Source organism: Kocuria sp. HMSC066H03 (genome assembly GCF_001812045.1).
Lineage (GTDB): Bacteria > Actinomycetota > Actinomycetes > Actinomycetales > Micrococcaceae > Kocuria > Kocuria rhizophila.
Map to the genome: position 1 here is coordinate 447,802 of NZ_KV807509.1, position 22,315 is coordinate 470,116.

A 22,315-nucleotide genomic window follows, 5' to 3' on the forward strand; every position below is an offset into this window, starting at 1 on the left:
GGCGGATCACGACTTCGCCTCCCGGTACGGCATCGCCCTTGACCCCGACCGCCTGGACTTCTACCTTCGACTCGACCCGCTGACCTGGTAGACCATGCCCGGCGTACGCAGAATCCGCAGAAGGAAGCCGTCCGGCTCCAAAGGCAATAAGGAGATTGTCCGAAGCGCCAGGGTCACGGCCAACGAGTCGACCGCGGTTGCATCTCTGGGTGCCTTGCTACGATTGCCAGGTGAGTGAACGGCAGAAAGACGTTTTCCTTGACTCTGGCAGGGTGACATTTCGTCGGGGCCTGCCGAGTGATGACTTGGTGCTCGGTGACATTGATGGTTCCTTCGTCACCGACACCATTTTCGAGGTGCGGCCTTCTGCCAACGGGTTTACTCTCAACGAGAAGAGTGTCTCCTCTCCGATCGTCAAGAGGTTTCCTCTTGGCGAAGACACCGACGTTGAGGATGTCGAGGAGTCAGCGCGATTTGTTGCCGTTAACGCGCACGGGACCCCCTGCGGGTTTATTGACGTGGTTTTCGAGGTGTGGAATCGACGAGTCGTGATAGCGGATTTGGAACTCTCCCCTCAGTATCGTCGGAGAGGGCTGGGACGAGAACTGGTTGGCCTCGCTGCTAACTACGGGCGTGAACTGAACGCACGAACCTTGTGGTTGGAAGTCACTAACATCAACGCACCGGCCATCCGCGCGTATCTCCGCATGGGGTTTAAGTTTTGCGGTTTGGATACCTCTCTGTATCGCGGAACTGCATCAGAAGGCGAGGTTGCAGTATTCATGAGCCGAAACCTACCAGGTTAGTGATTCTTGCGGGCCGAAAGGCCATCACGCAGATCACGTTTCCTCTGAGGGTGCGGCGCTGCTGAAATACGTCCTCGTGCTCTGACTTGACGCTCCGTTTGGTTTCTTTCCCACAGGAATCAGGGATGCATTGCTGTTCGAAACAAGATGGCAAGTCCGATCACTCTGTCTCGACGGGTGAGTAACGTTTCGAGGTCACGAAATCGGCCAGTAGCTGTGCGCAGGCTTCGGGATATCGTGCAGTGGTATCGATCTCAATGTCGTACACGACCCCGTCATGAACACGCGAGGCTTGTAAGCGTGCCATGCCCGGTACGCGGTCGCCGCGAGAACATTCACGGGCCGCGGCAACTTCTGGATCGCAGCGCACTCCTACCCACAGCATCGGCACCCCATCAAATGCTGACTGTAGACGCCGTTGCCCCTCACCTCCGGAAAGCAGCACCTCGTCAAGAATGATGTTGGCACCCAAGTGCGCCAGCGTATGCAGTGCCGAGTACCAAGCGCGTTCCAGCCGTTTGTACTGCTCCGTCACCACGACAGTGCCATCAGGGCCGTAGCTGATTCCGGACTTCAGGCTGTCGCCCCGGCCGGGTAACGCTTCGATGAACGTATCCACCCCAAAGGTCAGCCAGGTTCCGGGAAGGGATTCCTGCAGTGCTCGTGCGATAGACGTCTTTCCCGAACTTGATCCGCCGTTGAGCACGATCACTTGCGCCTCCGGTTCCCGTGCGTTCACCCGTCGAGGCCTGCTACCTCCCTCGGCCGAGCGGTCTCGCCGCTCAGTGCGGCGAGCAGGGTTGGCGTTCATTTGGGAAGGTGGTAATCGAACCAGAGTCGGTGGGTTCCGTCGGGGTCGACGGCGATCCCCCCGTCGCCTGAGATTCCACTCAGTTCGCCGGTGCCGCTGGAGGGGATGATGGCGAAGGATTCTGCGCTCCGATCTTCACCTGCTGTCGTCGCTGAGTGCGTGAAGTTGAAAGTTCCCCACCGGTGGTGAAGCGATCCCTCGAAAGATTCCATTGCAACGTATCCGCCGATATTGCTCGCTGGGTCGAGTGCGTAGGTGAACAGCGTCGTCGAACGTCCAGTGATGTCTCCGGCGAAGCGCTTCTCCATTGTCGCGACGGCTACCGGTGTGCCAGTTTCGGGTCCGGCGTCCAAGGGTGGCTCGATGGGAGTGAATGCTTCCACTGTGAAGGTTCCTGTTGCTCGCATGATTCTCCTTTGATGGGTTATGGGCGTTTAGAAGTGCTCCACTGACGGAGTGGCGAATTGAGCTCGCCGACTTGCACCTCGTTTGGCTTCGGAGGATACCGACATTTCAGAGGTTCGTGACGTTAAGAGCGTTGAGAGTTCGATCGGTGTTTTCGTCATTTCAGGTCGCGTTTCAACGTCACAAATATTGCGAGGAGCCCGGCGATTCCCGCGTAAGCAAGCAGTATCACGGCTCCCATGAGAGGAGACGCCAGCGAGGCCGGGCTGAGTGAGGTCTGCTCGGCGAGAGTGTCGGTGAGGAAGGAGAAGCTCGTCAGCGAGGCTGTGGCTCCGCCTGGCATGAAGGGGTATAGCTTGTTCACGCCGGGGAGCATCATGAGTACGAACTCGATGAAGTAGAAGTATCCGAGCACGATGCCGATGGCGATGAGTTGGTTGCGGGCGAGCGCTCCGATACTTACCCCTAACACCATGTACACGGCCGCTGCGAGGGCGAGTTGGAGTAGCGGCAGGATGATCTCGCCAACAGGCACCGGAATCGTCACTCCTCGTGCTGCTGCTCCTGCGAAGAGTGCTGCACCGGATGCGATCGAGGAGGCGAGCCCATATGTTAGGCCGAGCAGGGTGTAGACGACGAGTTTCGCACCAAGCACCTGCCCCCGCCTTGGCACTGCGAGGAACGTGGTGCCAATAGTTCGGTGCCGGTACTCGGAGGTGATGGCGATGGTGCCGATGAGCGCGGGGATGAACAACAGCACCGTGGGAAGCCCGAGAACGATCGCGACGCCATCCGGGGTATCGAGCCCGGGCATTGGCGGGGTCGCGTTCTCCGGCCCAATGAATGCGAGTGTGCCTGTCAGGAGTGCGCCGCAGGCTGCTGCGAGGAGGATCGTCCAAAGCGCGAGACGAAGAGTGAGCAGTTTGATGAGCTCGCCGCGGATCACACTCATCATTGGTTTCCTCCCTGTGTCGCGCGAAGGAACACGTCCTCAAGGGATGCGCCTGACGAGCGAATATCGGTGAGAGAGGCGGCTCGCCTCACCCGCCCCTTATCGATGAGTACGACATCGTCCACGGTGTGCTCGACCTCACCGAGCACGTGGCTGGACAACAAGACGGTGCGCCCTGATCTCGCGAACTCTTGGAGGAACGTTCTCAGCCAAACGATACCCCCCGGGTCTAAGCCATTGGAGGGTTCATCGAGCACGAGGATCTCCGGGTCGCCCAGAAGCGCCGTCGCAAGCGAGAGCCGCTGGCGCATTCCGGTCGAGAACGTGCCGATGCGACGGTCAGCGAAAGCGGTCGCGCCCACCTGTTCGAGCACCGCTTCGATTCGTGTCCGAGAAAGCCCGGACAGCGCACTGTAAGTGAGCAAGTGCTGCCTGGCGGTCATCCTCGGATGCGCGCCCGCAATATCCACCACCGCCCCGACAATGCGTGCCGGGTGGGGGTGATCTCGATAGCGCTTTCCCTGCACAAGTGCCGTTCCTCTGGACGGTCGGGTCAGACCTAGCAGTATGCGTAGCGTCGTCGTTTTCCCTGCACCGTTCGGGCCCAGGAAGCCCGTGACCCGGCCTGACGCCGCTATGAACGCCGCGTCCGATACTGCGTCAACAGCACCGAAGCTCTTACGAAGACCCTGGATCTCAATCGGCGCACGGCTCATCGTGCGACGCCTGCCTGAATGTTGCGCGCGATGCTCTCCGCGTCATCGGTGCTGAGGAGGATCTCGTCGAACCCGGTCTCGTCACGAACCGTGTGAAGGCGAAGGAGGGGCATGCCCCGTTTCATCGACACCAGTCGCCGGACACCCGAGGGGTGAGTGAAGGTGCCGAGCTTGCGATAGCCGGACACGACGAAACCAGAACGAATGCCGAGTACTTCTGAAGACCAGCCAGGCTCAACGCGAGCCGACCGGACCGCAGCTAACGGAACGTGCAGGAAGCTTCGCCCGACCACCAGGGACTCCCAGCCAGGGAAGCGCACGTCAACGCCAGCCATGCCATAGGTCGTCTGCGTCATCGCGCTCTCCTCTGCTTCAATGGGTGGTACATCAATGAGAACATTATCACAGTGATAACGGTTAGGGGTAGAGCCATGGTTGCAGAGCGTCCGGTCGCCGACCTCGTGCTCCACCCTGTTCGCATGAAGATCATTCAACAAATCGGCCGCCGCAATATGACCACCGCTCAGCTCCGCAAAGCACTGCCGGAAGTGAAGCAGGCCACGCTGTACCGGCACGTCGCGGCCCTGCTTGATGCCGAAATCTTGGCGGTCGTCGACGAACGACAGGTGCGGGGTGCCATCGAGCGTACGCTCGCACTCGGGGAGCGCATGGCCCACGTCGGCCATGAGGAGATGCAGGCGATGGACACTCTGCGGTTGCGGTCGGCATTCGCAATGTTCGTCAGCGACCTTTCAAATGATTTCGAAGAGGTTCTCGAAGACGGACGCACAGACTTGCGCGGATTCCTCGGGTTCGCACGTGCACCGCTCTACCTCGACACGCAAGACCTTGAGAAACTTCAAACAGAGTTCATGGAAGTACTCACGCCCTACCTCCAACGACGCGATGACGCACAACGTCGCATCAGCCTCGCCACCATCCTCATCCCCGACGCCGACGACTAAACTCTCAGCCCGGTTGCATTACGCCGACGTGAACACTCGCCGGACAAACGACCCACATGGCGCGTGCGCACCGTGAGAGTTATGCCACAGGTGCCGGATCCGTCAGCGTCCGTGAGCAAGCCCTCCGGTGCGCACTAGACGATGGGCGGCTGGAGTGTCTCCCATTCGTCTAACCGGTCGTCGGCTTCGCTCATTCGACAATAGTCGTGAGGATCTCGCGCCCAACCTCTATGGCTTGCTTTTCAGTTGTGTCGATACGCAACTCATCAGTGAAGCCAGCTCGGTCGAGAATACCTGCCAGCCCCGCGTGACGCTGTAGATGCCGGTGCAGGATCACTTTATCGTCCGCGTGCCGCCTGGTCAGACGCGAGATCGCCGCATCGGGTGTCGTTGTCAGCCGGACATGCAACAGCCTTCTCGAGGCGAACGCCCCAGAAGCGCGGCGCAACTCTTCCAGTGACTCGACAACTGTTGCGACCACAATCACGCGGGCACCCGCGCGCCGGAAGTTCGAGGCGATTGCCTGCATGTTCTCCAGCGCCAGTGCGGTCCCAAAAGGGTCACCAGGCGGCGCAGGCCACGATCGGCGCAACCAGTCCACATCGATGACTGCGCCAGGAATACCGCATCGCTCCAACTCGCCGCCGAGCCTCTCGGCAGTGGTTGTCTTCCCCGTGCCAACGCTGCCATTGATCAAGACAGTGTCGAACGTTACGTTAAGCGCTTTCCAACGGTATCAGTCGTCAGTGCGCGAGCTGACTCCAGGCGGATCGGGGGACAGCATAGCGCAGCCGGCAGCAGCGGTGTCCAGCCGACATGGTGACCGCTCACTCAGACTGGCCTCCCACTACGTCGAGGAAGATACCCGTAGGGGAGCAAACATAGCTACGTCTTAACCTTTTGGTTTGCCGTGCACCAGCCTAGCTTGAGCGCAGTCAACGGCGTGGGAGTTGAACTGAGCTCGACCCCTCGCGCTACGAATCTCAACCTAGCGTTCTGCCGCATGAAATCAACGATCTACGGCATCTGGCCTGTGGATAACTCCACCGCGATACCCCGACCTACAGGTTGCTTAGCACTTCCGTTAGCACTTTTCGCGTCGCGGGCGACGCCTTCGCCCGGCCCGAGATCTGAAGCGGATGATGGACCGCTGCGACGACAGACGGACGGTGACTCCGTAATGGCAGGCAAACGCAGTTACGGATGACTCTGGGCTGTTCCATCCGAGGCGTCTGGTGATGACCGCGATAGTGAGGTCGGTCTCGCCTAGTAGACGCGCCATTTCGATGATGCGGAACTTCGTCAGGTAAGCCAACGGCATCATCTTGCAGGCGTCCCTGAAGACGCGGCTCGCCTGAGCGATCGACGGGTGATGTCGCCGCGGAGCAGCGTGAGGCGCCGCCATCTGCGCTACGGCCAGTCCGCACGACGATCCGTGAATCGGTTCAAGAGAGGTATTCCGCTGCCCAACTGGAAAGAGTGGTGGGCGTCGTCGTCGCGTAGGTACGTGGATTCTCGGGAGTGAAGTCATCCCTGATCCCGGCGGCCATCATCACGATTGCCTCGATCTGGGCCTTGGGCAGGCCGAATTCGCCGAGCACGGATCGGACGTTATCGTCGCTGAGCTGAAGCGCTGACACGGGCGCGTCTAGCGTGGTCGAAAGGATCGCCGCGGCTTGTGTGAACGACAGGTCTTCGGGGCCGTGGACTGCCTGAACCTCGCGACCACTCCACGTTCGGGAGAGCAGGCGCCCTACTGCGACCGTAGCGATGTCGGCGGGAGCGACCCACGCGATCGGGCGCTCGATGTCCATCGCTGTGCTCAGGACACCTCCGCGGATCGAGTCGATGTCCATGAGTAGGTTCGTGAAGAAGTACCCGCATCGCAAATGCGCGACCGAAGCGCCGCTGGCTTCCAACTCCAACTCGGTTGCGGCGAGGCCGTCAATTTCTCCGACACCGTGCCGCTTCTCGGCTCCTACGCTGGACTGGAACACCACTCGCTCGATTCGATTGGTCTCGATTGCGGTGCGGATGTTGCGTGCGGCGAGGGAGTGCGCTGCGAGCGGGTCGCTGTCCGTCGCGGTCGGGCTGACCCAGTACACCGCTTCGAGCCCTCGGGTCGCCTCGACAACAGTAGGTTCGTTCCAGGCGTCCAACATAGCAATATCGACGTAGTCCGCGATGCTCTGATCCAGCTTGTTCGGGTTGCGAACCAAAGCCCGCGGGCGTTCTCCCGCCTGCACGAGCAGACGGAGGACATGCGCCCCAACGTGTCCGTTCGGCGTCATTACCCCTATCGTCATGTCTCCACTCCTTACGTCGGTTCACTTCGACGCTAACAGGAGATGTGGTCTGATTCTGACCGCATCTTTAGGATGATGTCATGGCCGATGTCACTGAGAGAATGCTGCGCCTGCTCGCCACATTGCAGAGTGGGCAGGCGTTCACCGGGGAGGAACTATCGGCACGCCTGGAGGTGAGCCCGAGGACGCTACGGCGAGACGTCGAGCGGCTACGAGGATATGGGTACCCAGTGACTACGCGGCCAGGTCCAGGAGGTCACTACCAACTCGCCGCAGGGCAGCGGGTGCCTCCGCTCGTGCTCGATGACGAGGAGACTATTGCTGCAGTAATCAGCTTGGCCACCCTCGCCACGAACGCTCCTGCGCAGCCAGGAACTCTCGGCGACGCCGCCAGTCGTGCGTATGGAAAGATCGATGCACTCTTACCGGCACGACTACGACGCAGAGCCTTGACCCTGCGCATGAGTGTCGAAGCGGAACGGCGCATCGCGCCGAGCGTTCACGCGGTGGCACTCGGAAGTATCGGGGATGCCGTCGCCGCTCAAGAGATCGTCACGTTCGGCTATGTTGATGCGCGCGAGAACGTCAGCAGGCGCCGAGTGGAACCGCACCGCCAGGTCTATATCGAACTGCGCTGGTACCTGCTGGGGTGGGATCTTGATCGCGAGGACTGGCGTATCTTCCGCACCGACCGTATCAGCGAGTTCCACAGCACGGGAACGCGGTACGAGCCAAGGCCGCTCCCTGCCGACAGTGCTGTGGCATACCTGCGATCCGGGCTCGGCGAGACCTTCCACAGGGTGCGCATCACCATCGACGCCCCAATAGCCGCCGTCGCTGACGCCCTCCGGCACGAAGATGCCCGACTGAGCTCGGTGAACCACACCCGCACCGAGGCCTTACTCGCACTCGACTCGTGGCAACGACTCCTGCCAGCACTGAGCTACCTCGACTCGAACTTCCGAATCGAAGCCCCACCCGACATGGCAACCGACATCACACAGTTCGCCAGCCGACTCACCGCAGCCGTCCAAGCTCACGACTAGCTAGCCATCCACCCCTGTTCTTCTGAATGGACGCAGGCTACGTCCAAGTCTTAGGAGGTGACGGGTCAGAACCCGATTCCGCGCTCACGCGGCGAATCTGGGCCTTGACGCGAGGATGGTTCGGGCGAAGAGGTCCGCCGTTGACGCTGTTCGGCTTGTTGCTGCGCGCGCGCTCGCCCGACGCGTTTGCTCTCGATGAGTTTGGCGGCATCGTTCACCGGGAGGCTGCGGAGTTTCTCACTCTCGGTACGAAGCATGGCTGCGCGTGCGCGGGCGTCGCGGGCGTTACGGTGTGGGTTGAGGGCGTGCATCCCGTAGTGGTGTGCGCGAGCGTTCTCAGGCCCGTACTCGTGGGCCAAGAGCGCCAGGCGCTCGTTGCGGTGACGTTCACCGGTCGCGGTTCGTTCGATGCGCGCAGCCTTTACAGCTTGGGCGGCTTCGCTTACGCGGGGATCGGCTTCTGCTCGCCGTTCTGCGACCTGTGCAGCCCAATCGGGTAGTGCGCTGGGGGTTCGTGGCGGTTCAGCCTCCCACGCATCGCGAAGATGTGTTCGGATGGTTGCTGCTTGGTCGCTCACAGCACGGTGCTCGTCGCGAGCCTTGCGTCGCCCGAACCGCCCAACAGTGGCGAGGCGCGCGCTCGCCGTCCTCTCTTCCTCGACGCTGGCAAGGTGTGCCTCGCCGTCGCGTTCGGCTTGCTCCGCGAGAGGCGCGGTGACCTCGGCACGCACCCGCGCCGCTTCTTCCTCGACCTGACGAAGCACAGCGGCGTCCTTCTCCTTCTCGACCGTGTGTGCGGCTAGTTGGGCGTCGAGCCTGTTCGCGGTCTGCTCCCACCGCTCAGCCGCTCGTTCGGCACGCTGGGCCTCCCTGTCGAGTCGGACGAGTTCTTCGGTGACGCGCCGGATCGGGCCGTTTTTGACGATGCCGCGTACTGCTTCGACGGACTGTGCGGTGGCATGGTCGAGGCCGCGGTCGGCGGGGTCACGCTTCACCGCATCAACGAACTGCGCCCGCGCATCCGCCATGTCCTCGGCAATGACATGCAACCGGTTGTGCTCGCGGCCTCGTGTCATACCGACGTAGACGCCTGCTGCGCTCGACGCCGCTGTGAGCATCGTGTGTGAGACGTTGACGGTTGCGCCTTGGACGCCATACGCAGTCGCGGCATAGGACAGGTGCGCGTATTCGCTCACGTACTCAGGCGGGAGGGCGACGGTGCGCGGGTTTCTGCGCCCGCTGCCGGTTTCGCGGGCGTACACGGTACCGTCGTCGGTGACGTGCTGGACGATCCACTGTTGCCGGTTCGCCACGCCAAGCGCGGTGTCGTTCTTCCGCGTCTGGATCAGATCCCCCCGACCGATAGGCAGTTCATCGCTGCCAGTCGCTGTGATCGTGTCATCGACCTCACCACGCTCGACCCGTCCTGTGCGGATGCGCTCGTTCAGGGCAGCGGCTTCGTCGTTCGAGGCGACCGTAATCGCATCACCTTGGGCAGCGTGCTCCGTGATGTGGTCGCGGGCCTGCTCCTCGTCCAGGTGCAGCGTCACCAGCCCCATCGCGGTGAGCCGGTCGAACACGTCGCCGGGGTTCTCACGGTCGCGCATCGTCAACGTGAGGGCCGCGTATGCAGTGTTAGCGAACCGGTGCAGTTCAGTCATATCGTAGGTGCGGCCTCTGATCTGGGCGGCCATGTCGAGCACACCACCCCGGCCGACGGCGGGCAACTGGGCGCGGTCGCCGACGAGCGCGATAGTTGCGCCTGCCTCGGCGGTCACAGTGAGGAGGGCGTGGGCGGTGTCTTGGTCGAGCATCCCAGCCTCGTCCACAATCACCCGTTCACCCCGCGACAGCAGCGCATCCCTTGGCGAGCCGGTGAAGGTTCGCCCGGTGTCGGGGTCAACGTCGCCGGGCGTGAGGCGTGTCCATACGCCATCGGAGTTCCATCGCCATCCGTGCGCGTGCACGAGCGCCGCAACGCTCGTGGCGGGGACGCTGAGTTCTTCATGCGCGACCTGCGCTGCGCGCAGCGTCGGTGCAACCACCCGCGACGCCCGGCCATGCTCGGCGGCGATGGTGATCGCGGTGCGCAACATCGTCGTCTTCCCACTCCCCGCCGCACCCTCCACGATCACCAAAGGGGCGGTCGAGGCAACCGCCGCAGCCGCGAGGGTCTGTCCTTCATCGAGTCCAGCCGTTCGCGCGGCTTCGGTCACGTCGGGATGCTCCGGCTCCCGATCCGGTGTCGCGGCGGTGAGCTGGTCGCGGAGTGCGGTTTCGGCGGCGACCACGGTGAGGCTGGTCAGGTGCGCGACGTGCCCCGGCGTTGCGGCCTCCGGCGGGAGGATCGAGAAGCAATCCGAGACCGCAAGCTCGGTCGCCATCGTGATGAACTCGCGCAGTTCGGCGGGGGTTGCTTGCACGCCGTGTTCGGTGGTGATGCGGGTGACGTGCTCCTGCACTGTGTGTGTCGTCCATGTTGATGATGCGGCGGCGCAGCGATCCAGCGCCCGCGATGCAACCTCCTGCACGGCAAGATCATCCACCTGCACCGGGTGCTGCACGGTGATGGGTCGAGGTGCAGCGGGGTCGTATCCGGCATCGGCGAGTTCCTGCACCCACCACTGCTCGTTCTTCAGATCGGCGGGCTTCTTCCCTGGCCGCTGGTGTGTCCAGGCGATGCCCTGCAATCTGGCCGTCATCACCGGGCCCAGTACCTCCCCGGGGTGGTCGGTTTCCCATTCGGCTGCGAGCCGGTCAAGGTTGCGTCTGATCTGCGCTGATCGCTTTGACATGACACCGTTGAACGGCTGTAACTCCGTCACATCACCGGAGAAGGGATCGAGGGTCAGGCCGTGGTCTGCGAGGGTCTGAGCGAGCTGTGGGTGTGCGGCGATGACCGCTGTGCCGAGGGCGCGGATCGCACCCTGCTGCTTGAACAACGCCGCCGTATCGAGCGCCCTCCACTTCCCAGCCGCCCACACCCGAGTACCGATCTGCATATGAATATGCCGGTGCGGGTCACCCGCCCGCGATGTCTTGTGCCGGATGCCGACGACCTGCATGTGCTTGATAGGTACAACCTCCCGCGCGTCACGAGGCCCGACCCTGGTGACGGAGTGTTGACCCAACCAGCGGCGTATCTCTGCCAAGGCGTCCTGCTGAGCCGCATTGAGGGTTTCGGAGACGTCGGGATGCAGCGCGGCGGCGACCGACAGGGACTTGGGCGCGTTGATCGTCATTTCGGCGAACAATGGCGACCCCTTCGTGCCCTCGGTGGCCGCGCGCGGGGTGCCCATCGACTCACCGGCGTCGGGGTTGATCCAGTCCACCCACCCCTCATACTCATCGGCAGTCAGAGAACGGGTAGCGGTGACCTCGCCGCGCTCGTCGAGCACCGCGTACTCGGCTACGGCGTCGTCCGCGCCGAGGTAATACTCGTCCGCGCGGGAGCGGTCAGCCTCGACATAGCGGCGAGCGGCAGCTCCGCTGCCGCGGAACAGGATCACCCCGCCCTTCATCTCGGCCTCCCTCATGAGTCGTCTCATGAGAGAGGTGCGCACGCCCCACCAACGGTGGCATACGTGCATCACTGCTTGTTGGCGGGAGAAGGTTGTGGCGGTCATTTACGTACGTGTTAGCCTGTATGTATGAGACGTTCGGTTGAGGACGCGGAGCATACGCGTCTGTCGCTGTGTGAGGCGGCGTTGATGGCCTTCGAGGAGAAGGGGTGGCGGGGGGCAACGTTCGAGGCGATCTCAGAACAGGCGGGAGTGACCCGCGGTGCGTTGCATCATCACTTCCGAGACAAGGCCACGCTCCTGCGCGATGCCCTCGCATGGGGCTGGGGTGAGTATGCCGACCGACTGTTCCCGTCCGAGGTGACCCCGGACGCAGCCACCGGGCTGGTCCGCCTGCTGTCGGAGTACGTGCGCCTATTGAGTGCTGATCCGTTGTTCAGGGCGCTGGCGTCTTCGACGGTGCTGGTCGCACCGCAGGCGTTCGATGACGCTTCGGAGAAGGGGGCCGGTCTGGATGTCTGGCACGCCCGCCTGAGCGAGCTGATCGCTGCCGACACTTCCGTGACGACCGCCCTGCCTCCCGCGCAGATCGCGGGCTTGGCGCTCGTCCTGCTTCAGGGGCTCACCGTGACCGCGGTGACCCGCCCACAAGACCTTCCACAATCCCCACACCTTGAAAGCGCGGTCGCCGCGCTGGTTCGGGGGTTGATCTCCTAGAAAGACCACTCATTTCCATGACAACTCCACACACCGCCCCTGCCGGGGGCACCACTCCCACGCGCGCGCTGGTCGTATCGTCCGCCGCGCTGTTCACCGACATGCTCGTGCACGGCCTCGCCGTCCCAGTTCTCCCGCTCCTGCCCTCCGTCGTTGAAGTGGGGCCGGAGGCAACCGGGATCCTGTTCTCCTCGTACGCAGCGGCGATGATCATCGCAACGCTGTTCGCCGGGCGCATCGTGGACCGGTACGGCCCCCGCACACCGCTGCTGATCGGCCTGGTGGGGCTTGCGGCGGCGACGCTGCTGTTCGCCACCGGCGGCCCGTACTGGCTGCTACTCGTCGCCCGCCTCGCCCAAGGCATCGCGGGTGGCATGTCGTGGGTCGCAGCCCTCTCGCTGATCGCGGCCACCACCCCGATGGAAAAGCGCGGCCAGTCGATGGGTATCGCACTGTCCACCATTACCCTCGGTGTGCTGATCGGTCCGCCGTTGGCCGGGTTTCTGGTCGAGCACTTCGGCACCGCATCTCCGTTTCTGTTCGCTGCCGCGGTCGCACTGGCCGATGGAGTGTTGCGGATCGTGCTCGTGAAGGACTCGCCCCGCGTCACCGATGACACGGCGGGGCCGCTCGCGGTACTCAAAGTGCCGGGGTCATTCTCTATCGTTCTCGCCGTCGCGGTCGGCGCGGCAGTGCTCTCTGGCATCGAGCCGGTGCTCCCGGTCCATTTGGGGGCAAGTTCGCTGACGATCGGGTTGCTGTTCGGGCTCGCTGCGCTCGCCTCGATCATCGCGAACCCCATCGTCGGTCGCCTGGTGTCCACCGCATCACCCAGGCTGCTCGTCGGTGCGGGGGTCGTCGCGGTCACCGCCGCACTCGTGGTGACCGGGTTCGCCACCGAATTGTGGCAGACCTGCATCGGCATGATCCTCCTCGGAGCGTCCTCGGCACTGCTGCTGGCCCCGGCCACCACGCTCATCAGCGAACAGGGATACAAGTCCACGCCACCGACGCTCGGCGGCTCATTCGCGCTCTACAACCTCGCCTACGCCGCAGGACTCGCGGGCGGCCCACTCCTCACCGGCATCAGCACCGGACAGTGGGGCTTCACCAGCGCGATGGTCATCACCGCCGCCATGCTCGCTGTGATCGGCGGGGCAGCCCTCGCGCGGCTCCCACAGGCAGCACGACAAGCCGAATAGCCCATCGGATCAGCAATCGGGCGGAACCACTGCGGGCCTGTCGTCCGCAGACGGTTCCGCCCGATTGCTGGATCGCATACCCGACTCGAGGGGTGACAGGACAGTACTTCTGCTGACGAACGGCAGGCGTAGCTGGCGCACTAACGCCTGTCTTGATTTGGGTTCCGGTGCCGCACCTCCCTTGTGGGAGGCGTCACCGTGGACGAACACACCTCACCCGCTACCAACGATGCTGCGGGAACGACTGGCTCGACCAGCAGCAGCTTCGAGAGCCCAGAAGTTCTACGTTCCCTCCTCATCCGGTTACACGACGCCGGGCCGGGCGCATGGCGGGGTGAGCCTGAAGCCGCCGACCTCATGCGCTATACGGCGATCAAGTACCGACCACTTGCACGTAAGCATGGCTTGGATGCTTGGGCGGTGGCGTCCGCCGCGTTCGAGGTGATGCTCGCGCCCTCGACCAGGAACGCTGTCAACCCGTGGGCGGTGGTGACGCGTGCTGTGCAGATCACCTGTCACGCGGAGACTCGTGCCGCTGGGATGCTGACCTCTGCCAGCAAGGTGCGTCACACCGCTCGGATCGCCGGGTTTCACGATGCTGTGCGGTTTGCCGAGCGTGAGCGCTTGGCTGACTACCATCCGGCGTTCACGCACCATGATGACGGCGACGCGGACGAGAGCGAGCACGAGGCGCGGGTGGCCGCGATGCTCTCTGCCACGGTCACGCTATTAGAGTCTGCGGGCTGGGATGCTGCGCTCGTTGCCGAGTGCGTCGAACATGTGGCCTACCGGCTTGCCGATCTGTCTTCTCGGCAGCGCGGCGTTGAGGTACTGCGCCGTGACCACGCGATCCCGATACTGCTCGGCATACCGCCCCGCTCGTGGTCTGCGCTGTTGCGGATCGTGCTCGGGCACCCTGACCCGAAGCATGCGGGCACTCCGATGGGTGATGGTGTGCTGCTGCGATTACTGAACGGCGAAACGCTGGACAGTCTGCGCGACGATGAGGCACTGTTGAAGATGATCTACGCCGCGAACCCCGCCGAGCGCGCCGCGCCTTGATTTGGGGGTGGGACTCCGCACCTAACGGTATGAGCACCTACACCGAAACCCCCGCTGCTACGTCCACCGCCCCCACACCATCACCTGACGCCACGCTCGGCGCGCGACTCGCCGCTGCTTCGCGGCACGCACAGGGCCTCGCTACCGCCGTGAACGATCCTGCGGTATTGGCCAAACTGCGCGGACTCTGCACCGCCCCGCGCTCCATGCGCGCGTCCGTCGCGGAGAAACGCGACGGCCCCGCACCCTGAACGACTCAGAGCTGCGGGGCCGGTCACGCGCGATCCGATCTATGCGCGCCAGACGAACTCGACCCGGCGTGCGAGCACTGCCGCACGGTGCGCATCGCGGCGCACATGGAACGCCTCGGTGCTCTCGTTGCGGCGCTTGGGCACGGCGGTCATCATGTCCGCTGGGTGCGCATGCACGAGCACTGATTGCAGGATCAGGCTCGCCGCCTGGTACTGCCACATCGGGGTACGCCCCTCCCACTCAGCCGCGACCGTGGTCATGTCGATGTTGAGCCCCGCGTGCTGCTCGGGCAGCGTCGCCGCATGCTCGCGCCGGGTCGCCTCGATGCGCTCCGCGATCCTCGCGCGTTGCCGCACCCACATGGCTTTGTCGATCAGACCGTCGTAGTAGTCATCATCGAGCCGTCCCAGACGCTCCCGATCCTGGTCGAGCGTCGCTGCGAGCCCGATCCGTGCCGCAAGGTCGCTCCCGGAGGTTCGCTGTTTCGGGGGGTGGAGGGTGATCTGCTCGAACGTCGCGAGCACTGCTTCTTCGACAAGCTTGGCGATTTCGGCGGAGCGAATCGAACGGGTGCACCCTCCTGGGGTTGGCTGTAAGCACTGGTATACGCCACCCCGGTGAATCATCGCTGTGCCGCACAGTGAGCAGCGGATGAGCCCCGAGAACGGATACATCCGCACCGCGGCACCGCTGCCGGGTTGGTGGAAGTTTCGGGCCTTCTTCCGCGCGTCGAGGACATCGGAGACTTGCTGCCAGGTGTCCTCGTCCACAAGCGCGGGCCACGCCGCTTTCACCTGCATCTTCGAGGTTCGCGCGCGGCTTCCGTCCGGCATGACGGGCCGGTACTCGCGCACTCCCTTGTTGGAGGGGTTGTAGAGCACCATCTTGAGCGTGCGATCCGACCAGGCGCATCCGTGGGTGGTGAGGATGCCGCGCTGGTTCCAGTCCTTGCGTATGCGGTACAGGGAGTCACCGGCGAGCACTCGTTGGTACATCTCGACCACCAATGGCCCGGTCACCGGATCAATCAGAAGCGCGCCTGCCTCTGCCCGGTACCCGAATGGCACCCTACCGCCGTGCCAGGCCCCCTCGATAGCCTGCTGCTTCGCTGCCCGTGCGACACGGCGGGCGGTGTCAGCCGACGACTTGTTCGCCATCGCGACCAGCACCCTGGCCATCGCCACATCAGAATCCGTATCCAACCTGAGCGAGCCGGTGACAGAGCGGACGGTGAACCCTCCGAGCACCTTCGCGTCGATGAGGTCTTCCAAATCTCTGGGGTCGCGCACCGCCCGATCAAGGTCGTACGCGATCATCACCTGCGCCTGACCGTCCACGAGGTGTTTCAGCATGGCGCGGAACTGCGGACGAACAACCCGCCGCACCCGCTCACCCGACGGGAGCGTGATCGTGCGCTGCTTGAACGCCGATGTGTCATTCTCACGGAACACCGCCGCGACTTCCCACCCGTGGGCGGCGGCGTAGGCGCGGCAATCGGCCTCCTGCCGATCCACGCCGCGCTCGGTGCCCTCGGGGTCGTCACTGATCCTGACGTACACCACTGCACGCAACGGCTTTGTGCTCGGTTTCTGCTCGTTGTGGCCCATTTCTCGGCCCCGCCTTCCTACTCGTGTGAGAGGTAGGTGCGTTTACAGAACCTCGGCTACCCGAGCTCGACCTGCTCGGCCACATACGGGGCCGGGAGCACCATCGACCCGCCGAATCGTCGCCCGTCGGGGCGGACGGTGATCGACCCGTCCTCGCCCACGGCCGTGACCGTCCACCGGTCGCCGTTGCGCACCCATGCTCTGCCGTTCTTCGAGCGCAGATGTCGGTTGTTCTCGCGCGTGATGACCAGATCGCCCTTCGATGCGCTCGTGCCGTCATGCAGGAAGGCCTCACGTCCGGGGGTGATGGTGCCGTCGAGGATGAGGTCGGCGCGGGCACGCTCGTTGAGCTGGGTCACCGTCTCCCGCGTCTCCGCGACCAGGATCGACGCCCTCCCCTTCTGGGAGTCGTGGCGCCAGGCGGCGTAGGCGGCATCGACCATCGTCTCCTGCTGTCCTCCGCGGACCCGGCCGTGCTCGATGAGGGCGTCGATCGCGCTCGAGCGGCCGTGGTGCAGGTTCAGAGAGTTCGCCTTCTCCCACGACGCCGAGAAGCGATGTACATCGGTGAGCTCGGGGGCGTCGTCGCGGTCGTGCACGAGCATCCCGAACGCCCCGCCCGCGTCGACGGCTTGGAGCTGCGACCAGTCACCGACCAGGAGGACTTTCGCGCCGGCTTCTTCTGCCACGGTGGTGATGCGGTCGAGGGAGCCGGTGCCGGCCAGCGATGCCTCGTCGAGGATCACGAGCTGTCCCTGCTCGAAGGTGCGACCCTGATGAAGATGCAGCTGCCACCAGCGGGCGGTGTTGTCGGTGGCGATGCCGAGCTCCTCGCCGAGGACCTGCGCGGCCGTCTCCGACGGGGCGAGGCCGACCACCGAGCCGGAACCGTGTTCCTTCTCCCACGCCCGCTTCAAGGCGCTCATCGCCGTGGTCTTGCCCGCACCGGCGGGCCCGACCAGGACATCCACGACCCGGCCGGAGACGGCGATCCGTGTGAGCGCCTCGGCCTGATCCGGTCCGAGCCGGCGCCCTTCAGCGTCGGGCTTGCCGGCGATCTTCTCCACGGTTGCAAGCTCGATCGTCGGCCCGGTCATGGTGTGGGAGCGGTCGAGGAGGCGGTCTTCGGCGGCCAGCAGCTCCTCGGTCGAATACAGGATCGCCCCGGTGTGGCGGAAGCGGCTCGACCCATCCGGGCGGCGGAACAACAACGGGCTCGACGCCAGCTCCGGGGGCGTCAGCCGCAGCGACGCTTGTTCGGCGACATCGGTGACCATCCCCGTGATCGCCTCGCGATCCTCCGCGGTCGCGAACCTGATGCCCATGAGCTGGCGGCTCGCTTCGGCGTGCAGGTTCCAGCGCCGCCACGTCGACCGCTTCTCACCCACCACCTCGACCACGGAGCGGCCGAGGTCGGCGATCGTGTCCAGCGGCACGTCATCGGCCCGCAACAGCGCCGCCTGCTCCGCGTGCGTTGAGACGGTGCGTGCCCAGCCGGTCGCATCCTCGCCCAGCAGTCCGGTGGCGCGGGTACGCCAGTCGGCGGTGAGGTCCGCGAGGGAGTGCACCTGCTTCGCCGGCCGGGTCGCGAGCGTCGCCTGCGCTCGGAGCTTCAAGACTGTCTTCGAGGACGGCTGGCGGCCGTGCCTGTGGACGTAGGCGTCGATCAGCCGGGTCTTCTCCTCCTCGATCTGCCGGGTACGAGAGGAGAACTCCGTCACCAGCTCCTCCGGCACCGGCGCGAGCTCCCACGCCGGGTTCCGATCCCGGCCCCGCTCCCGCGCTTCCCACTCGATGCCGAACGTGCCCGTGATCCGGTCGGCCAACGTCGCGTTGTACAACTCAGACAGGGCGACGATCGAGGCGTGCACGGGCCGCCCGGCGAGCGTGCGCCACTTCTGATCCTGCACGGTCAGGACCTTGTTGCTCACCACGACGTGCGTATGCAACTGGGGATCGGAGCTGCGCGAGTCGTAGTGGTCGAACGCGGTCGCCAAGACGCCGGCGACATCGACGTGGGCGACCGCCCCCTCGGGGCCTGCCGCGCCGACGCGCGTGGTCGCGACCTCGCGTTCGAGGAACGCGATCACCTCGGCAACCGCCTGATGATGCGCGTCCGCAATCAGCGATTGCGTGCCCGCGTCCGCAACCCCCCACAGCGCGGACAGCGACTTCGGTACTGAGAACGTCAGATCGTAGCCGGCGACCGCACGGCGGGTGCCGCGCTCGGCCTCCTCCGCCTCGATCGCCGCGACCTGCTCGGCACGAGAGACCGGCCCGAGCTCCGGATCGAGATCCGCGACGCGCTTGTCGACGCGCTCCTGCACGCTCGCGTACTGCCGATATGCCTCTCCCAACGCCTCGCCCGTGATCGGGTCGCGGCCCATCCCGACCAAGAGCTGGAGCTGCGCCTCGGAGACCTGGCCACCGGCGGCGAGCTCCCCGCCACCAAGGAACGGCAGACCCGACCCCATCCAGAAACCGGGAGGTGTTCCCTCCTCCGTGTAATACCTCGTCAACGGCGTCGAGAGATCACGATCACCATCACCCGCGGCGACAGTGCGCAGGAGGTACTGGTAGCCGTCGCCGGCCGACATCACCCGCATCGAGACCGTCATAGCGACGAGGTGAGCCGTCGGCATCTCGCATCTCGACGCTATCGAATCCAGCACTGTCAACTTAGGTTGACGCGGCGGGCCTCGCTTGAAAGACGTGTGGCAACTCGTGACGGGGTTCGGAGATCTCCGAAGCACGGGGCAGATGACGGCCTGGCTCTTCGGTTCGAACGGCGGCGCGGCGAGTACATCGGCAGAGGCCTGGCTGGCTGGTTCGTGATGGTCGTGCACCTGGCAGGTGATCAGCCGACACAGGGCTCAGCACAGGGCTTCTGGGTCGGGTTCACCGACCTGCCGGAGCCGTCATGCCAGCCTCAACGCCGCCACTCGATCCCCGTCCGATCCGGATCGGATCGCTGTTCAGCGGATGCGGGGGCCTCGACCTCGCCGTCGAACACGCCACCGGCGGCGAGACCGTCTGGTTCTCTGAACTCAACGAGCCCGTCGCTCGCGTATTCGCCCATCACTGGCCTCGCACCCCGAACCTCGGCGACATCACCACTGTCAACTGGAACCAGGTGACGCCGGTCGATGTGCTGTGCGGAGGGTTCCCATGCGAGGACGTCTCGACCGTCGGCAAGCAGGCGTGCCTCGCACCCGGTCCTCGTTCCGGTCGCGTCTAGCCGAAGCCATCGACGCGCTGCAACCCCGGCAGCTCGTGATCGAGAACGAGCGCGGCCTGCGCTCGGTAAGCGCGATACGTCGGAAGATGCAAGGAGCAACCGATGATGAACGCAACCCCGCAATCCTCCCGCAACCCGGGCGATCCGGGCCCCGCAACGTGGAGTCTGAGAGGCGACGTGGCCCTACCGCTTCGTGTTAGGCTGGAGAAGTGAGTTTTCCTGAGTCAGACACGGTAGGGCTGCCGGTGCGCCGGTAGCCCAGATGCTCGATCCGCCTCGCAGTTGTAGCCGCGCTCCTGCTGAGAGCAGCCACGCTGAGTCCTCGCGCATCCGAAGCACCGGTAGTGCCGTCACGCACTGTCCACTACCTCTTGTCTTTCGGAAGGCTGACTCATGCCTGCTCTCCTGTATCTCCTCGCCCTGGCGGTGTTCGCCCAGGGAACATCTGAATTCGTTGTCGCCGGTCTGCTTCCCGGCATCTCCCATGACCTGGGCGTTCCGCTCGGACAAGCCGGTCTGCTGACCTCCGCGTTCGCGATCGGCATGATCGTGGGAGCCCCCACGATGGCAGCGATCAGCCGCAGGCTCTCACCTCGGTGGACGCTCACGGGCTTTCTCGCGGTCTTCATCGTGGTGCACATCGTCGGAGCGCTGACCGACGATTTCGGCGTGCTCTTCGCGACACGGATTCTCGCGGCGCTGGCCAACGCCGGGTTCCTCGCCGTGACGCTGTCCACGGTCTCGCGCATCGTCGCTGCCGATCGTCAGGCACGCGCCCTGTCGGTCATCCTCGCCGGAACGACCGTGGCGCTGATCGCCGGGGTTCCGGCCGGGGCGTTCATCGGGGCGGCACTGGGGTGGCGGGCCACGCTCGGCGTCATCGCCGTGGTCTGCCTGCCCGCGCTGATCGCCGTAGTCATCGCCACCCCGACACGGCCCGGCGAGTCTGCTCCGGCATCTCACGACCAGTCGCTCGTGCGAGAGCTGCGCACGCTGCGGACCAGGCCCGTCCAACTGGCCGTGGGCCTGGCGGTTCTGGTCAACGCGGCCACGTTCTGCTCGTTCACCTATCTCGCTGTGATCGCCTCCGGCCCGGCTGCGCTCACCGAGACGCAGATCCCTCTGCTGCTGGCGCTGTTCGGCATCGGCGCCTTCGGAGGCGTCATGCTCGCGGGCAAGTACGCCGATGCGCACTGGACACGAGTGATCAGCATCAGCGGCCCCATGTTGGTGGCCGGGTGGGTGCTGTTCGTGCTGACTGTCGGGCATCCGGTCGGGGTGTGGGTGCTGGCGCTGGTGCAGGGTGCGGTGTCGTTCGCGCTCGGGAGCACGGCGATCACTCGTGTCGTCGCATCGGCGCGTGAGGCTCCCACGATGGGCGGGTCGTTCGCCACCGCTGCGCTGAACGTGGGAGCGGTGATCGGCCCGGTCGCAGGCGGTCTCGCCGTCGAGTCGATGGGCGTACGCGGGCCGCTGCTTGCGAGCGCTGTGTTCGCGTTGCTCGCGGTCGCGCTCTGGACAGTGACACAGATCACTGACCGAGTGAAACTCGCTGCGACGCGTGGATAGGCGCCACGACACTTCGTCCAGTCCCGGCACTGGCACAGCATGAGGCAATCCGAACGAGTGCGGCCCGCCGGCAGGAGATTCGTGCCGGTCCACGCCAACACCCGCACCATCCACCGGCCCGTCGGACCCGTCGCGTACGACTGCGTGAAACTCATCGTCGTGCGTGACGGGTCGGCGATCCTGTTCAGCGAGTTCGGCGAACGCCCGATCAACGTTGGCGACGTGGTCCTACTGGCCGCGAACGTGCTCTGCGGATCGGAGCCCGAAGGGCACGTCACGGTCTCCACGATCTACGCCGACGCCGACTACGTGCTCGACCAACTGTTCTGGCAGCACGCCGATCTGCTGTGCGACCGGCTCGACACGCAAGCCCTGGCCGACACGATCTACACCGAACCAGCTCAGATACTTCGACTCGGTGACGACCGCGCCGGGATGCTCTTGCCATGGGTGGACGAGCTGGTCGCCCTCACCACGGATGGGATCGCCCGGGATCGGTTCCACCGGGCGCAGGCGTTGTGGTTCTCGATCATCGACCAGGTGTCGCCGTTCATCGAGGTGTCGCCTCATCGGATCGCACCGAACCCGCGTGCCCAGGTCCGGCCGACGTTGCCGCGGAATCGCCGGTTCGCACCGTTACGGGCCGAGGCTCGTCAGGTCGAGGCACTGTTGCGCGGCGATGTCGCGCATGACTGGAACCTGGCGGAACTGGCCGGCACAGTGCATCTGTCGTCCAAGCAACTCAGCCGGGTGTTCGTGGAAGCGTTCGGAAAGACCCCGTTGGCGTATCTGACGATGCTGCGCGTGCAGGAGATGAGCCGCCAACTACGCGAGCCTGAGGTATCGATCGCGGAGGCCGGTCGCCAGGTCGGGTGGCGCTCCCGGAACCGTGCGACGGAGGCGTTTCGAGAGCATGCGGGGATCACTCCGGCCCGGTACCGGCAGATGCAGCGGGTGCCCGTAAACGGGACATCTGGGCCCGCGTAAAAGACGTCATCATCGGGGGCTTCGCCCGCGGACTCGGCGGGGCTGCTATCCGGTTGTTCTACGTCAGGCGCACACGATGTTCCTGATGGCCAACCTACTGACCGTTTTGTTCGCTGACCGTCTCGACACTCCGGGTTCTCCTGGCGCACCTCG

General features: G+C 64.6%; 20 protein-coding genes and 1 pseudogene. 10 read left to right on the plus strand and 11 right to left on the minus strand.

Going from position 1 to position 22,315, the window contains the following annotated elements:
- Positions 1-230: 230 nt before the first annotated feature.
- Entirely contained in the window at positions 231-806 is a 576-nt protein-coding gene (locus tag HMPREF2833_RS12255) for a GNAT family N-acetyltransferase (RefSeq protein WP_168165734.1), read from the plus strand.
- Positions 807-966: 160 nt separating this feature from the next.
- Here HMPREF2833_RS12255 and HMPREF2833_RS12260 read toward each other — a convergent pair whose 3' ends face one another.
- The 5 genes from HMPREF2833_RS12260 to HMPREF2833_RS10845 form a co-directional block, all read right to left on the minus strand.
- A complete protein-coding gene (locus HMPREF2833_RS12260; protein ID WP_083311030.1) occupies positions 967-1,518 on the minus strand; it encodes a chloramphenicol phosphotransferase CPT family protein in 552 nt (183 codons plus the stop codon).
- 95 nt (positions 1,519-1,613) lie between these two features.
- Positions 1,614-2,024, minus strand: a complete 411-nt coding sequence (locus HMPREF2833_RS12265) for a DUF3224 domain-containing protein (protein ID WP_083311031.1) — start codon at positions 2,022-2,024, stop codon at positions 1,614-1,616.
- A 155-nt stretch (positions 2,025-2,179) separates the two neighbouring features.
- Entirely contained in the window at positions 2,180-2,977 is a 798-nt protein-coding gene (locus HMPREF2833_RS10835; protein WP_070638129.1) for an ABC transporter permease, read from the minus strand.
- Positions 2,974-3,690 carry an ABC transporter ATP-binding protein gene (locus HMPREF2833_RS10840; protein WP_070638132.1) on the minus strand — a complete coding sequence of 239 codons (717 nt, stop codon included), beginning with the start codon at positions 3,688-3,690 and terminating at the stop codon, positions 2,974-2,976. The genes HMPREF2833_RS10835 and HMPREF2833_RS10840 overlap by 4 nt, the downstream gene beginning before the upstream one ends.
- Positions 3,687-4,046, minus strand: a complete 360-nt coding sequence (locus HMPREF2833_RS10845; protein WP_070638135.1) for a hypothetical protein — start codon at positions 4,044-4,046, stop codon at positions 3,687-3,689. Before HMPREF2833_RS10845 ends, HMPREF2833_RS10840 begins: the two co-directional genes overlap by 4 nt.
- Before the next feature lie 75 nt (positions 4,047-4,121).
- Between HMPREF2833_RS10845 and HMPREF2833_RS10850 the strand changes: the two genes are divergently transcribed.
- Positions 4,122-4,655 carry a helix-turn-helix domain-containing protein gene (locus HMPREF2833_RS10850; protein WP_070638137.1) on the plus strand — a complete coding sequence of 178 codons (534 nt, stop codon included), beginning with the start codon at positions 4,122-4,124 and terminating at the stop codon, positions 4,653-4,655.
- A 190-nt stretch (positions 4,656-4,845) separates the two neighbouring features.
- Here the strand turns inward: HMPREF2833_RS10850 and HMPREF2833_RS10855 are convergent, their stop codons facing one another.
- The 3 genes from HMPREF2833_RS10855 to HMPREF2833_RS10860 form a co-directional block, all read right to left on the minus strand.
- Entirely contained in the window at positions 4,846-5,352 is a 507-nt protein-coding gene (locus tag HMPREF2833_RS10855; RefSeq protein ID WP_070638140.1) for an AAA family ATPase, read from the minus strand.
- Positions 5,353-5,739: 387 nt separating this feature from the next.
- Positions 5,740-6,186 carry a helix-turn-helix domain-containing protein gene (locus HMPREF2833_RS12870; protein ID WP_083311032.1) on the minus strand — a complete coding sequence of 149 codons (447 nt, stop codon included), beginning with the start codon at positions 6,184-6,186 and terminating at the stop codon, positions 5,740-5,742.
- On the minus strand, positions 6,101-6,961 hold the full coding sequence (locus tag HMPREF2833_RS10860; protein ID WP_070638144.1) for an NAD(P)H-binding protein: 861 nt from the start codon (positions 6,959-6,961) through the stop codon (positions 6,101-6,103). Before HMPREF2833_RS10860 ends, HMPREF2833_RS12870 begins: the two co-directional genes overlap by 86 nt.
- Before the next feature lie 101 nt (positions 6,962-7,062).
- Here HMPREF2833_RS10860 and HMPREF2833_RS12875 point away from each other — a divergent pair.
- Positions 7,063-7,203, plus strand: a pseudogene (locus tag HMPREF2833_RS12875) (HTH domain-containing protein); the annotation flags it as partial.
- 207 nt (positions 7,204-7,410) lie between these two features.
- Complete coding sequence (locus HMPREF2833_RS12755) at positions 7,411-8,007, plus strand: helix-turn-helix transcriptional regulator (protein WP_246829129.1); 597 nt, start codon at positions 7,411-7,413, stop codon at positions 8,005-8,007.
- Positions 8,008-8,072: 65 nt separating this feature from the next.
- On the opposite strand, the gene mobF (HMPREF2833_RS10870) is transcribed toward HMPREF2833_RS12755, so the two are convergent.
- Positions 8,073-11,543, minus strand: coding sequence for a MobF family relaxase (gene mobF, locus HMPREF2833_RS10870; RefSeq protein WP_083311033.1), 3,471 nt, complete (start codon positions 11,541-11,543; stop codon positions 8,073-8,075).
- Between the two features lie 114 nt (positions 11,544-11,657).
- Here mobF (HMPREF2833_RS10870) and HMPREF2833_RS10875 point away from each other — a divergent pair, with 114 nt between their 5' ends.
- From HMPREF2833_RS10875 to HMPREF2833_RS10885, 3 genes are all read left to right on the plus strand, one after another.
- Positions 11,658-12,245, plus strand: coding sequence for a TetR/AcrR family transcriptional regulator (locus HMPREF2833_RS10875; protein WP_070638150.1), 588 nt, complete (start codon positions 11,658-11,660; stop codon positions 12,243-12,245).
- Between the two features lie 17 nt (positions 12,246-12,262).
- Complete coding sequence (locus HMPREF2833_RS10880) at positions 12,263-13,447, plus strand: MFS transporter (RefSeq protein ID WP_070638153.1); 1,185 nt, start codon at positions 12,263-12,265, stop codon at positions 13,445-13,447.
- A gap of 198 nt (positions 13,448-13,645) precedes the next feature.
- Positions 13,646-14,509, plus strand: a complete 864-nt coding sequence (locus tag HMPREF2833_RS10885; RefSeq protein WP_070638156.1) for an exopolyphosphatase — start codon at positions 13,646-13,648, stop codon at positions 14,507-14,509.
- 290 nt (positions 14,510-14,799) lie between these two features.
- Here HMPREF2833_RS10885 and HMPREF2833_RS10890 read toward each other — a convergent pair whose 3' ends face one another.
- A complete protein-coding gene (locus HMPREF2833_RS10890) occupies positions 14,800-16,368 on the minus strand; it encodes a recombinase family protein (protein WP_070638159.1) in 1,569 nt (522 codons plus the stop codon).
- 56 nt (positions 16,369-16,424) lie between these two features.
- On the minus strand, positions 16,425-18,986 hold the full coding sequence (mobF, locus tag HMPREF2833_RS10895; protein ID WP_246829130.1) for a MobF family relaxase: 2,562 nt from the start codon (positions 18,984-18,986) through the stop codon (positions 16,425-16,427).
- Positions 18,987-19,288: 302 nt separating this feature from the next.
- Here mobF (HMPREF2833_RS10895) and HMPREF2833_RS12760 point away from each other — a divergent pair, with 302 nt between their 5' ends.
- From HMPREF2833_RS12760 to HMPREF2833_RS10905, 3 genes are all read left to right on the plus strand, one after another.
- A complete protein-coding gene (locus tag HMPREF2833_RS12760; protein ID WP_246829131.1) occupies positions 19,289-19,606 on the plus strand; it encodes a DNA cytosine methyltransferase in 318 nt (105 codons plus the stop codon).
- A gap of 393 nt (positions 19,607-19,999) precedes the next feature.
- Positions 20,000-21,175 (plus strand): Cmx/CmrA family chloramphenicol efflux MFS transporter, encoded by a 1,176-nt coding sequence (locus HMPREF2833_RS10900; protein WP_070638161.1) that lies wholly within the window; start codon positions 20,000-20,002, stop codon positions 21,173-21,175.
- Between the two features lie 81 nt (positions 21,176-21,256).
- Positions 21,257-22,162: a helix-turn-helix transcriptional regulator gene (locus tag HMPREF2833_RS10905; protein WP_246829132.1), complete on the plus strand. Its 906-nt coding sequence runs from the start codon at positions 21,257-21,259 to the stop codon at positions 22,160-22,162.
- Positions 22,163-22,315: the final 153 nt, after the last annotated feature.